Below are 14,774 nucleotides of genomic sequence, written 5' to 3'. Positions count from 1 at the left end.
TTTAGAATATCACATTTAAACCAAACAAAAAGGTTCTGGTTTTTGGGTAAAAGTTATTTGAATCTACACCTGGTGCAGTTCCTCCTTGTTCTACTTCCGGATCAATCCCTGTATATTTAGTAATTACAAACAGATTATTTACTGTTTCGTAAATACGAATCTTTTTGATGTATTTACCCACTTTTCCAAAATTATAACCTAACGTCAAGTTGTCCAGTCGAATGTAACTTCCATCTTCTATAAAACGCGTTGAATATTTATAGGCATTTAAATCATTGGGCGATTCATTTTGAGCATCTACCAGAATATTGGTTGTCATTGCGGTACTCGGTCTGAATAAATCTGCACGGGTAGCGTTGAAAATTTTGTTTCCAAATACACCTCTGAAAAAGATGTTCAAATCAAAATTCTTGTATGTAAAATTATTATCCCATCCTAACAGAAATTTAGGCTGTGCACTTCCTGCATAATGATAGTCAGTACCAATCGCAGGATTAGTTGTTAAACTTCCGTCTTTAGCAACGTATTGAGAAACCCCGTTTGCATTTTTTCCAGCATATTGAAGTGTAAAGAATTGTCCTAGTGGTTTGCCTTCTTTAAAAATTTGTAATGTACTTCCTGTCTGACCTCCACCATCTGGCTGCACTCTGCGTATTGAATCTCCTCCAATAAATAATGGGTTTCTTAATTTTGTTATTTCATTCTTGTTTGTTGACCCGTTCAAAGTAGTTGACCAGCTGAAATTTTTAGTTTTAATAGCATTAATAATCAAAGAAGCTTCAACACCGCGGTTTGACATATTTCCGCCATTGGCGACAATTGTTCCTACTGGTACTAATACCGGATTAACGGCATAGTTAAAAATCATATCTGTTGTTTTCTTTTCATATACATCAACAGAACCAGATACTCTTCCTTTTAATATGGTAAAATCAACCCCTAGATTGGCAGTAGCTGTTTTTTCCCATTTCAAATCCGGGTTAGCCGCCTGATTTGGTCCATAAGCTCCAATTTGTTGTCCGTTATAATAGAATGTTCCAAGGCTTCCCGAAATAATTTGAGATGTGTAAGCATTAAATCCAGAAGAGTTCCCTGTTTGTCCCCAACTTCCACGAAGTTTTAAATCGGTAAAAACATTTTGATTTTTCATAAATTCTTCTTTATCAATTCTCCAGGCACCACCTACTGAAGGAAAGTATCCCCATTGATTATTAGTTCCAAATACTGAACCTCCGTCTCTTCTAATTGTTCCCTGCAAAAGGTATTTGTCTTTGTAGTTGTAATTTAAACGTGCAAATTGAGAAATCAAACGTCTTTTTTGATAGGCTTTACTGTCACCAAAATTCACAACATAACCATTAACAGAAGTATAATTACTTAACGCAAGGTTATTATAACTCACATTATCTACAGGAAAATTAGTCGCCGTAGCCTGAAATCCGTCTCCAAGAACATCTTCCTGCCATGAATAACCAATTACTGCCTTAATTTTGTGATTGCCAAAAGTTTTATCCCAGTTTAAAAAACTCTCTACTATGGTATTACTGTTTTGGTAAGAATTTCTTAATGCTGATCCGTTTACACCAAAATTTACTAATTGTTTTGTAAGAGGTGGATCTGGATTATTGTAGAAAGTGGCACTATTGTATTTTTGATAATAACTATCATAAAACTCTCCGTGTAATGAATTTAATTGTTGATACGATAAATTTAAATTATAAGAGAATCCGTAAGGAAGTTTTAATTCTGCCGTAATGCTACCCACAAAATTATTGGTTTTCGTATCATCATCTCCATGATTAATCAAAGCAACGGGATTGAAATAAGTGGTTTGAATAAAGTTTTCAAAATAAGATCCGTCCGGGTTTGTAACCGGAGAAACAGGAAGATGACTAACCGACTGTAAAAGTGCCGTGTTACGCTGCGGAACATTCGTATACTTACTATTAGAGTTCGTTACATTAATACCAATTTTTAAGTGATCATCAAAAGCAAATTGCTCAATGGCTAAACGTGCAATTATTCTTGAAAAATCACTGCTCAAAAGAACTCCTTCTTTGTTTACAGCTGTTACACTTGCAAAATAATTACCATGTTCACCACCCCCGCTTAACGAAAGGTTATGACTGCTTGATTGTGCTCCTGAATTTCTAAGAATTGCTTTTTGCCAATCTGTATTTGCTCCTTTATCATTTTCAGGAGCAAAACTTAGATTATTCTTGGCTGTGAATGCTCTTAATTGATTTGAATCCATCATGTTAAGCTGTCTGGAAACATTCTCAATACCAAAATAATTGCTATACGTAATTTGAGTTCTGTCTTTACTTCCTTTTTTTGTAGTAACCATAATTACTCCATTTGCAGCACGGTTACCATAAATGGCTGTTGCAGCAGCATCTTTTAAAACATCGATAGTAAGAATATCATCTGAAGCAATAACCGAAATATCAACGCCCGGAATACCATCTACCACATAAAATGGTCCTTGCGAGCTATTTAATGTCGATACTCCACGTAAAACTACCGAAGATTGTTTCGTTGGATCTCCACTTGTTGAGACATTAAGACCCGAGACTTTACCTTGCAGCATTTGACCAACATCACTAATTACCCCTCTGTTCAATTGATCTCCTTTTATAGAAGCGACTGCGGTTGTTAAATTTTTACGAGAGCCTTTTCCATAACCTACCACTACAACTTGTTCCAGATTTGTAGAACCTGAAGTTAATTTAATAGTGTAATTCGTTTTAGAGCCATCTAATTTAATACGTTGTTCATCAAAACCTAGGTATGAAGCTATCAATACAGCATTTTTGTTTGAAACGTTCATTTTGAATTTTCCATCAAAATCTGTTACAACATTGTTCGAAGTACCACTTTCAAGTACATTGGCCGCAGGTAACGGCATACCTTTTTCATCCAAAATAACACCTGATATTTCTGTTTTTTGTGCCCACGAGTTAATTGAGAGGCTAAGAAAAAAGATTAGTAATAAAAGCTTAAGTTTTTCCATAATTATAATTTGGTTAATTGGTTAATATAGTAAAGCGAAAATAATATTAAAGAAATGTTAAGAAATGGACAGGTTATTCAGAAACATGGATTTTTTGAATAAACCCAATAAATACAAGGCATTAAAAAATTATTTTCATGTTTTTATATCCTAAAAACCTGACACTATTTTAAAAAGTTCGTGGTTTAAAAACAATATGATTTGAATTTTAAATTAAAACTGATCTCTTTTTTAGGATATTGTTAAGAACTTGTTGAGGTTTAATTTCGGATTATAGATTAGCATTTACCCATTCCTTGTTTATTTGCTTTATATGACTATCCGTGATATTCTTTTAATGTTAAATATAAAATAACACTGTTCCAATTGTTTTGTATTGCTTTAAGAATTCATCTGCTAATAATTCTTCTTTCTTTGTAAGATCATATAAGGTTTAAAACAAAAAAACGATGAAGTTTCAAATCCTCATCGTTTTTTACTTATTCAGTTAGTGAGATACTACCCGAAATTTAATATATGCTTTGCTCTACTGCAATTCTTTACTTTCACACCATTTTATTTCCCATTGCTTTATTGATCCTGTTACTTTCAATTCATCAAAAGGAGTATTATTGATTGCTGATTCTCGTTGTGCTTCTAAAAACATTTTCCATCTTGGCCAATAGAATCCTTTGTACATACCGCGCCATGATCTGGACGCATAATCATTCAAATGACCTTCTCCGCCCCAAAGCGTTATTAACATTTTTGCATTTTTTAAATACAATTTTGATTCATCAGCAGAACTTCCATAATCCCAAGCCGATTTTAGCCAATAACTCAAATTATTTAAAGGTTGTCCGGAAATTATATTGTCTATGTCTAAAGCCTGTTTTTCTATTGTTTTAAATAGTTCATCTCCTTTTTTGATGTCTTTTAACTGATAAGCGCTAACGCACTCTGTCAATAAATCATCAATACAAAGTGAGTAATAATGTCTGGAAACGTCTAGTAAATCATAAAAGTAAAGACTCTTCTTGTCAAAATTTTTAGATTCTCTATTCAAAATGTCTATAGCCTGTTTTAGTTTTTCTTTGTCTCCGGGATTTCCTTTAAACTCTGTTATTTTTAATGTAGGCCGTTTAAAAAACAAATAAGCTCCGGCTTTATCATTCCACCAACGAGTTTCCCAATATTTAGTGCTATATACTGATTCAATAAGCAATTGCCAGGCTTGAAATACAGCTACAGTTGTTGTTTTTCCGTATCTGGCATTCAAATATTTCTGGAGCCAATCGTTTACAGGTTCTTTTCCTTGTGTCCACGCAAGATCATAAATGTATTCGTAAACAATCGAGTTATTGTTTAAGCCCTCAGGCATTACTCCGTACCCCACAACATTTCCTTTGTTGTTATTTTTTAATAAACTCGTCAATTCATTTTTGTAGAAATTCAAATCTCCATAAACCGGATTTGATCCTCCATAATTATGTACATAACCATAAGTCCATTGTTTTCCGTAAAAGGCTTCCTGGTTTTCCCATACTTTATACCTGTCATTTGCATAATCCTGAATTATCATTCTGTCGTCAGGCACTTTACTTAAAAATGCTTTAGTTGCTTCTTTTGTCCAAAATTCTTTATTATCTCCAAAAAGCCAACCCTGCATAACCCAGGTGGCTCCGGGTGAGGCCTCATTAATAGTTTCGAATATTGTATTGCCATAATCTGAAAGTTCTTCATATTTGTGATCTTTAGAAACTGGCGGGGTTATTTCGTTAAAAGAATCGGCTAAATAAAAATCAGCTGGTCCGTAAAATTTAGTATAAATTTCTATAAAACGTTTTCCTAATTCTTTAAACAATGGATCTTTTGAATCTAACAAATAGGTACTCTCAAAACCTCCTCCGGACCAGGATTTCAATTCTGTTATTTTTGAATTAGGGTGTTGCTCCGCAAATACTTTAGGTACGTAACCACTAAAAGCAGGTACTACAGGATGCATACCCAAAGCTTTCATTCGTTGCAATATTTGTTTTTGAATAGTACTCTTTTTAGTAATCCATTCCTGAGGCAAAGGTCCCTCCAGACTATTTATATTTCCCATTCTCTGCCATGGCAAAAAAGCTGGTCCTGTAAAGTGAGCTTCTAATTGACTGCGAGTCAATCCATATTCTTTCCATAATTCCTGCCAAACCGCTTCTTGTCCTTCCATTGCCGTTGGCAGATTAATACCATGAAGTGCCATCCAGTCAATTTCTTGTTCCCATCGTTTCCAATCCCACCAAGGAGTGGTATAACCAAAAGTACAAGCATTTAAATATTCTCTATATTTAAATGGTGTTGATTCCTTTTTTGAATACTTTGGCCAACTTTTAGGTAAATCAATTCTGTTTCCTTCCCAACTGACTAAAACTGCTCCTATTTCTTTTAGAAAACTATACGTTGCATAACAAAGCGCCGTATTAGAGGTCGCTTTAATTTTTACATGATTTTCTGTAGATTCTACTTCAAACCAATCAGCTTCATTTATCTCTTTCTTTTCAACAATAAAAAAGTCAAACTCATTCGCTCGTTTTCCAATAAGCCTTTCCAGTACTCTTGATACGGTTTGGGTATCTGTCTCGTTTTTACAATATCCGTTTGTTACAAAGAGCAAGAAAAGAACAATAGAAACTACCCTTTTTATTATTCTATTATTAAAGATCTCCTTTATCATTTTGTATGCTGTTTTAATTCCTTAATACAACTAATATTTTTGTTCTTACTACTCATTTTAATGGTTCGTTTGTGGTTAGTAAATGTATTTTATCAGGCTTCTTTCTAAATTCTATAATGATCAATTGAGCACTTTCCTATCATAAGCAAATACTAATATTCAACTTATTTAGAAGTGCCCAATCAAATTTTAAAAACAAAAAACAAGCTTATTATAATACACAAAAGTATCTAAATAACGTACTGTTCAAATGGACGCATCATTCAAAACCATAGACATATTAACCTTTCCTGCAAATACAGTATAAAACGGAAATTTTACTTTCAAAATGACTTTTGTTTGTCATTGATTAGAAGAATAAAAAGTAAAATATAGATTTTATTAGTACTTTTAAAACTGAAAAAAAAATATTCTTAAGCCAAATAATACCCGGTATTCTAATTCTATTCCGTTTATAACAGACATAATTTTGACAAAAACAATCAAAAAAAACAGTATATGAAAGCACTAATTTTCTTCTTTTTACTCTTATTTTCTAATCCGTTTTTAGCTCAAAAAAAAGTAAAATCTTTATTATCAAATCCAATAAGTGAGGGTTATTTTGCAGATCCAAGTATTGTTAGAGTTAAAGATACTTTTTATATTTATGCTACAATAGATCCGTGGGGAAGTACTGAATTGGCCGTTTTAGCTACCAAAGATTTTAAGACATTCGATCAAAAACACCTCAACTGGCCTACAAAAATAGCTTGTACAAGTGCTACTTCCGGCGATGCAATGGTCTGGGCGCCATCTGTAGTTAAAACTAAAAACGGAAAATATTTTATGTATGTCTCGGTGGGAAGCGAAGTTTGGGCAGGTGTTGCAGATAATCCTCTTGGTCCCTGGAAGAATGCAAAAGCAGATAATTCTCCTTTAATTAAAAAAAATCTTTTTGAAGGCTATCATATGATCGATGCCGAATGTTTCATAGACGACAATGGTCAGATTTATTTGTACTGGGGTTCTGGACTGAATTGGGTAAACGGAAAATGCTTCATGGTAAAGCTAAAAAATGACGGTGTAACTTTTGATGGTACTCCACAAGATATTACGCCGCCAAATTATTTTGAAGCTCCTTTTATGTTAAAGAAAAACAATACTTATTACTTAATGTATTCTGAAGGAAAAGCAACAAATGCAACTTATAAAGTACGATATTCAACTGGTAAAACTCCTTTTGGTCCATGGAAAGAAGGTGTCAACAGCCCAATTTTAACAACTTCAAAAGATAGTACGACAATTGGACCAGGACATCATACCGTATTTAATGTAAAAAGTCAGGATTATATATTATACCATCGCATATTTCCGCAAAAAAAGGATTATGTTTTAAGACAACTTTGCATAGACAGTTTAAATTTTGACCGCAAAGGAAACATCAAAAAAGTAATTCCAAAAGGTATATCAGGATTCTAAAATTCTTCTAAATTAAAATACTTCACATAATAAAATGATTTATTTTTTTTAAAGTTTTAAGTCGTTCTTTAGAATATACTAACATTTTAATTTCTATTCATTTAATGATATAGAAACAATTTCACCCCGTCCTTTGCTTTTGAATTAATTTCACTTGATAAGTCGGAATGTTTTTTTTTGGAGTTGCCTCCAAATTTGCCACAAAAAGTTAAGGCGGTCTAACTTGAAGTTCAGAGGAAAGTTATAATATGTATTACCTGATTTGAGACAAAAAATTAATACTCACTAACTTTATGAGTATGGTAAAAACAAGGAAAAAATACTCCATGCCCAACAAAGCCACCATTTATAACGCCACGCCAAAATTTGTTCACCATCTCCTGAGCTGATAAATTCCCCCACGGCCAATTAATATTTCCTTCGTACCGGCATTCATCGTAAATTATTGGTTTTTTTATATTTTGTTCTTAATTCCTTTGCTTTATAGGTGTCTTCATTTTGTATGCTCACATGTGTGATCAAGGGGTTTTCGTGGTCATAGAGATTAGATCCATTGTGTATTGAACGCAAGTGATTGTATGGGTCTTTTTCGGCAAATAACTGAATAAAATGATTCCAATCGTCTGTCTTCTTGGATTTCACATAATCATATTCATTAGCCAGACTCCACCATACGTTTTTATAGGCAGCAAAGCGGGCAATAATATAATTGATATATAAATCATCGGTTTTTCTGTCCATTTTTTGAAACCCCCAACGGTCGTAAGGATGAAAAACAATTAAATCGGCTTCAATACCAAGTGAATCCAATTGCGTTATCCTTTTCTCGATATTCTGAAAATACGCAGGGTTAAATTTCGTGTAATCCCAATCAGTTAACGACTTTCCTTTAAAAGGATACAAGAGTGGCTCATTTTTATTCCAATCGTAGTCTTTAGAAAAAATACACATACGCATTTTGTTGAAATATCCATTAGCAAGGGTTTTCAATGTTGATTTGGCGAGACTATCTCCTTGATGAACCCATGCATAACAGGTCGTACCAAAAGGATAATATGGTTTATTGTCTGAGTAAGCAAAATTAAAAGTATCTTTCACTACTACTTGTCCGTGATTGCTATCGGTGTTTGAAAAACATTTAAATTTACCTTTTTTATTATTAAGTGACTTTAAATTACTTGATGTGATATAAGTCCAGGCACCTGTGGCTTGTGGCATAAAACGAATTTTATATATCCCATTTCCATCATAAAAACCTGAAACTATTTTTATATTCTCACCATTTGTAAATTTAGCACTTAGTTGTACATCAGTGAAAGGATTACCTTTTGAGTCACTATTAAATATGATCTCATAAATACGCCATTTTTCAACCTTATTTTGAGCCAAAGTACTCAAAAAAGATAAAGAGACTGTCAATAATAGTATTGATCTATTCATAATTGTTATTGTTTAATAAATCACGCCTTACCAGAACAAAAAGCTGAAATCTACAGCGTTACTAAAAAAAATCAAACGGCGTTCATCTCTAATTTGGGCAAATAAAAGGGCATAATAGAAGGGTTTCGTTGCGTGCGAAGCATGAAAAATGAAAATCAGAAAAAACGAATCTAAAAACCTATATTTACAGGCTTTTAGATTCGTTTTATAGTATACCTATTTTTTTTATTTAAAGTTTTATTTCTATTTTTTTGCCATTATATGAGACACTCTTACTTATACCAGAAGGTAATACAATATTAAATTTTCTGTTTTGTAGCATTCCTGAATAAGCGCCCTTACGATTAGCGATCGTAAGTTTTTTTGTAGTATCATTCCATAAAAACTCTATTTCTGTGTATTTCCCCTTTTCATAGTTGTAGTTATCAAGCTCATCTTCGTACAGTACAAATACACCATCAGCACCAGGATATATTCGTATTTCCAGGTTATCCCATTTTTTTTCAGTCGCATATTGAACCTTGGGACCTACAGGCAGTATAGTTCCCTCCCTAATGTAGAGCGGCATAATATCAATAGTAGTTTTCTTTTTAATTTCCTGTCCTCCGTTAAGTTTTTCATTGGTCCAAAAGTCATACCACGAAGTTCCAGACGGGAGATATACCTGTGCCGATTTTTCAGCACTAAAGTCTGGCGCAATTTCATTTCCTCCAACTTTTTCGTCCTGTTTGTTCCATCCGCTTTGTTCATTGACTTTTACTAAGGTTTCGGAAGTATATTGAGGTTTTACCACGGGCGCTACCAAAATAGACTTTCCGAACATATATTCGTTATTGATATTCCAACTTTTTTTATCGTTTACAAAATCCATAAACAGAGCACGCATAAAAGTAGACTGGTTTGCACTTACATCCCAGGAAGCAGAATAGATATAAGGAAGCAATGTGTATCGGAGATTTATAAATTTATCAATGGCATCAAATACAGGTTCACCTTTTTTTCCAAACTGATAGATTTCTCTTGGAATATCTGTTCCATGTGAGCGCATCATTGGATTAAAAGTCCCGAACTGAATCCAACGGACATACAATTCCTGAAACTGCGGATTTTTAGCACCAAACCCCTGATATTTACCTTTATTATAAGCTCCTGCAAAAAAACCTCCAATGTCAGAGTTCCAATGCGGTATACCCGTTAGAGAAAAATTTAATCCGGCAGGTATCTGATTTTGCAGCGTTTCCCAGCTGGATCCTGTATCACCGGACCATGTATTAGCACCATAACGCTGCTGCCCTGCAAATGCAGATCGGGTAAGAATAAATACACGCTTGTCTGATGTGGTCATACGCTGGTGGTCGTAAACTCCTCCAACAGTCATCAAGGGGAAAGCATTACGTACTTTACGAAAAGAACCCAGAAATGTTTTGGTATCATAATCCTCAGGTTTAATACTTAGATGGTCAGGTTCTGTAGAATCCATCCACCAGCCGTCTATACCTTTGCTAAATAATCCTTCGTTGGCATATTTCCAGTAAATATTGCGCGCTTCAGGATTGTAGGCATCATATACCCGAACCCCGGAAGGATAATCCATATTGGGAGGCCACTTTTCTAAACCTGATTCCGGCCAGGTGGTAATATTAAAGAGCATACCTTTTTTATCCATATCAAGATAAGGCTTAGATTTTGGACCAAAAGAAGCCCAAATCGAAATTATCAGATGTGCATTTTGTGCATGTACATCCTCTACCATTTTTTTACCATCAGGAAACTCGGAGTTTAAAAAATCCATGGCATTCCACAGATAATTATTGCCCCAATATTGCCAGTCCTGAATAATTCCGTCAAGTGGCACACCCAATTCACGATATTTTTTTACGACACTTACAAGTTCATCCTGACTTTTGTATCGTTCCTTACTTTGCCAAAAACCATATGTCCACAAGGGAAACATAGGAACCTTTCCAGTAAGTTCACGCATATCAGTTATTACCCCATCAGCACTGCCACCATACATAAAATAGTAATCTACACCATCACCAACCTGTGATTTAAAGGAAGTATCATTAACATTATCAGTAAATTCTGTTGGAGAATAATTATCCCAGAAAAGTCCGTAGCCTTTTACAGACTGAAAAAATGGTACGGCATCTTCTACATTACCCTGCTCAAGATGGTATTGGTGATTTCTTTGATTTAGGATTCCACCCTGATGTTGCCCAAGTCCGTAAATAGGCTCATCATGATCAAGAATAAAAGACTGGTAAACATTATAACTGGGTATGCCCGTATCATCAAATGGCGTAAATTTTGTTCCATTACTCTTTTCTTTTAACAGATTCTGTCCAGAAACTGTAGAAAACACAACGGTACCGTTTGTAATATCCAGCGTAACATTTATTTTATTAGACTTTAATGTGACTACACTACCTTTTTGCTGCGTTTCAAATGTCGTTTTTGAAGGCGACAATACAACTGAAAGACTTTCTTTTAAAAATACTTTGCCTTTAGGAACTTTAATAACCCTGACGATGGAAGGTGAATAAAATTGTAATTCTACATCATTACCATTTAAAGAAGTTTTTATTCCCAGTGGCGTCTTTTGAAAAGACTGTGCAAATGTGCCTATAGACAGCATTAGCAATACAAACATCATAAATACTTTTTTCATTTATAATAATTTAATTGATTTATATTTTTTTGTTTTTTAAAACTGTTATTCCATTATAATTAAGAAACTGAAAGTATTTTCCCTTGCTTTAACTGTTTTATTACGTGTATAGTTATGGCTAAATATATAATTACGAACTCCTTTTGTATTCGAAATATTACTGTCTTCTCCAACATAAAGTCCTCCGTAAATACATTTGCCTAAATGTTCTGCAAAATGACCATAAATATGCTTATTGATAATAGTTTTATTTTCTGTTTTTACCAATGTTACTTCTGTAGCTTTATTTTGTGAAGAAACATTCTGACAAACAATAAAAATACAGCTTAGTAAAAAGAGTTTTTTCATGTGAATTATTGGTTATTGGTTAGTATCTTTTTATTTAAAAGTAAAATATTATGCGGAACATGGGGGTGTCCCTTTTTCTACTGTAGGCTCCATATTCGCCTAAAAGAATAGGAATGTCTTTATCTACAAACTTGCCTTCAGCTGCTGAAAACTTTTATCCTGCTTACTTTCTTCTCCTCAGGTAGTATTGTAACCAGATTCAATTTGAGAATAGAAAACTAATTGATCTCAATAAGACTTCCATTAAAAAATAGTGTTCAGCTTCAGTCATGCAATAAAAAATTATCCCTGTAAATGTCCTTAAAACTTGATTTTATCATAGTACTCATTTGTATCAAAGAACTAACTCATTTGTTGCATTGATCAAATTAAAATCGATATATCATCTAAATTATCTGGGTTTATGGCGAAAAAATTCTTAATAAAGAGAAGACAGAAATATGGATGATTAAAATAAAAATAGACTTTCAAAGAATGTATGCATAATTTAGATTTAATACATTAAGCCAAGCAACCAGCATCTGAGCTGATGAATTGTTTAAGAGCTATGTTTAGAAATAAAAACAATTCATCACCATATGTCATTCTATTTGTTAAATTAATGATTTGCCCTAAGAAAGGCTAAGTGTATCTTAACCTGTTTGACTGTAAAGTTACAGGCTGGTTGTTAAGTTTGGAGTGAAAAATAAAACCACTACTTTAATTTAAAGTAGTGGTTTTGCAATGAATAAATAATGATCAATAAAATTATAAAGTTAATCTAAACATCTATATGTATTATTTTAGAATAGGCTATTCAATTACTATCTTTTTGGTTGTTGTAGTTGAATTTTGAGAAATCATTGCCATATATATACCTCTGGCAAGTTTAGTTCTAATAACTTGATTAGTATTAGATTTTAGATTTTTTGTTTCATATAATACCTCGCCGCCTATTGAGTATATCGTTAGAGAATAATTTTCATCTGATTGTGAAGCGAAATAAATATTAAACTCTCCACCCTTTGATGGATTAGGATATACTTGGACACCGGTACCTATTTCAACATTATTTGTTAAAATATTTTTCTCATCTACACTTTTTGAAGTATTTCCTATTTTATTGAACTTAAATAATTGGCATGAAGTCCCGTAATAATCCCAAAGTTGAAGATTTGCTGTACCATCCATATTACAATTAGAAATGTCCCATCCTTTTGATGTATCTATGGCTGATTTTATGCTATAATAACCATTACCCATATCGGTTACTAACCATTTTTGAGCATCATTACTATAACTATCCCAAAGTCTTATTGATTTTCCATTTGTTGGATCTGCGCTATCAAGATCTATTACACGTCCTGTAGAACTTGCATTTGATTTAAAACGCCAATAGCCATTTCCGGCATCAATAGCGATCCATTGTTGTGCTGTTGCCCCTGATCTATCCCAAGGGCGAATTACAGTGCCATTTGCATTAGTCCCATATTTAAGATCTATTACTTTATTTGAATTTGTTTTAAATTCAATTTCATAAACACCATTGTTTACCAGTGAAGCACTACTACAGATTTGTGATGGTATATTACTATTTGCATATGCAGAGAACCACTGCTTAACTGGTGCACCACAAGACTCCCAATCGTTATTGAAAGCAGTTGTAACATTATATGGATCTGCTTTGGTTATCAATCCTTCCGGTGCAAGTAAATTCCAACTACAATTTCCGGCAGCGTCAATTCTGCCTTTCAGATTAAGACCAAAACCGCTTGTCGTACCGGTACCCCATGTTTCGGCACCAGTAGGAGACCAATCTGTTTCTGTTATCATAATAGGTGCTACGTTAGCAATTGGCTGTACGTTAGCATTCCACGCATTGTTAAAACTAGTGGTGTTTTCTGCATTAGCACCCCAATATCCCGGATAAACATGAACAGCATAACCTATATTACCTCCTGTTATCAAATGGTTTGGATATCCCTGGTAATGAGATTGATATCCTGTTCCTGGTATCCAGCAAACATTATTTGCGCCATTCCCCTTAATTATATTTACTAAATCCTGAAAGTAATTGTGTAAAGCGGCAAAATGCTCATCACCCGTTGCACCCCAATTTCCATTTGTCCCAAGTATCTCTACAGGTTCATTGGCTATTTCGAACATAACATTATCTACATTCTTTAAATTTGGATGGTTCGACAGATATTGCCATACCTTTCTTAAATAAATATGGTAATTGTCCCCATAAGCAATTCGATTAGGACATACGCCAGGAGGACGAAGAACAACATAGAGTCCTCTGCTTCTGGCATGATTAATTAAAGGGACTATAACTTGATTTACATAAGTTACCAATCTATTGTAATCAAAGCATGAGATATCATTTTCTGCTGCTGAGCAACCTGGTGTATTGGTCCAATAAGGGTCAATATGAAGTCTTATATAATTTAATTTCCATCCGTTATTTGTATCCGTGAGCGCATCCATAACGGCATTATTATAATTTAGACAACCTTGAACATTATAATTATCCCAACGACATTGATTATAAGAGCAACCATTAAACCAGGGACTGGGAGTAATGGCAACACCATGTAGCAAAACGTTTTTTCCGCAAGGATCCTTTAAATTTTTGCCTTCAATATGCAGAGGAGGCAATGGCATTCCTGGCCATGCAAATAATTGTACCAGGGGAATAAACACTAAAAATAGAATAAGTAATTTTTGAATTCTTTTCATAAGTTAAATGGTTTAATGGTTAAATAGTTTAATTAATAAATATCCTATCTCACTTTGAGTAGGTTTTTTACTGCTAATTTAACAATAAAAACAATTAAAAAAACAACCGATTGTGTTATTTATTTTATTAATTATAAAATATAATCCCAATAAAATAGATTATACATATATTTAGAGCCAAAAAATAATCAAAATCACTAAAAAACTTTTTATACAACTAAAAATAAGAATTTTAAAAAATATATAGTTCCGAATTTTATAAAACAATCGAAAAAGAACATAGAATTAGTTTTACAATTATCACAAATAATGAGTGTTATTTACTTTCAAACATCCCCAATATAGACTAATAAAATAGACATACAAAACAACTGGTTGCTTAACTATATATTAAAACAAGTGGTAACCAATAAAAAAATAAAAAC

General features: G+C 33.4%; 7 protein-coding genes. 1 reads left to right on the top strand and 6 read right to left on the bottom strand.

Annotation, left to right across the window (positions count from 1 at the left end):
- Position 1 precedes the first annotated feature (1 nt).
- Together LPB88_RS03445 and LPB88_RS03440 are read right to left on the bottom strand one after the other, a co-directional pair.
- Complete coding sequence (locus tag LPB88_RS03445; RefSeq protein ID WP_230712426.1) at positions 2-3,013, bottom strand: TonB-dependent receptor; 3,012 nt, start codon at positions 3,011-3,013, stop codon at positions 2-4.
- A gap of 526 nt (positions 3,014-3,539) precedes the next feature.
- Positions 3,540-5,711, bottom strand: coding sequence for an alpha-N-acetylglucosaminidase (locus LPB88_RS03440; protein ID WP_230712422.1), 2,172 nt, complete (start codon positions 5,709-5,711; stop codon positions 3,540-3,542).
- Between the two features lie 498 nt (positions 5,712-6,209).
- Between LPB88_RS03440 and LPB88_RS03435 the strand changes: the two genes are divergently transcribed.
- Complete coding sequence (locus tag LPB88_RS03435) at positions 6,210-7,169, top strand: family 43 glycosylhydrolase (protein ID WP_230712418.1); 960 nt, start codon at positions 6,210-6,212, stop codon at positions 7,167-7,169.
- Between the two features lie 432 nt (positions 7,170-7,601).
- Here the strand turns inward: LPB88_RS03435 and LPB88_RS03430 are convergent, their stop codons facing one another.
- From LPB88_RS03430 to LPB88_RS03415, 4 genes are all read right to left on the bottom strand, one after another.
- Positions 7,602-8,609 carry a DUF5060 domain-containing protein gene (locus LPB88_RS03430; protein ID WP_230712417.1) on the bottom strand — a complete coding sequence of 336 codons (1,008 nt, stop codon included), beginning with the start codon at positions 8,607-8,609 and terminating at the stop codon, positions 7,602-7,604.
- A gap of 229 nt (positions 8,610-8,838) precedes the next feature.
- The gene (locus LPB88_RS03425; protein ID WP_230712414.1) at positions 8,839-11,280 is read right to left on the bottom strand and encodes a TIM-barrel domain-containing protein; all 2,442 of its coding nucleotides are present in this window, start codon (positions 11,278-11,280) and stop codon (positions 8,839-8,841) included.
- Positions 11,281-11,325: 45 nt separating this feature from the next.
- Positions 11,326-11,628 carry a hypothetical protein gene (locus tag LPB88_RS03420; protein WP_230712412.1) on the bottom strand — a complete coding sequence of 101 codons (303 nt, stop codon included), beginning with the start codon at positions 11,626-11,628 and terminating at the stop codon, positions 11,326-11,328.
- Positions 11,629-12,420: 792 nt separating this feature from the next.
- Positions 12,421-14,349: an RICIN domain-containing protein gene (locus tag LPB88_RS03415; RefSeq protein ID WP_230712410.1), complete on the bottom strand. Its 1,929-nt coding sequence runs from the start codon at positions 14,347-14,349 to the stop codon at positions 12,421-12,423.
- Between the last annotated feature and the right edge of the window lie 425 nt (positions 14,350-14,774).

Origin of the sequence: Flavobacterium sp. JAS, assembly GCF_020991455.1 — a bacterium.
Classification (GTDB): domain Bacteria; phylum Bacteroidota; class Bacteroidia; order Flavobacteriales; family Flavobacteriaceae; genus Flavobacterium.
The sequence above is the reverse complement of the archived record's forward strand: the minus strand, read 5'-3'. Positions and strand labels throughout refer to the sequence as shown.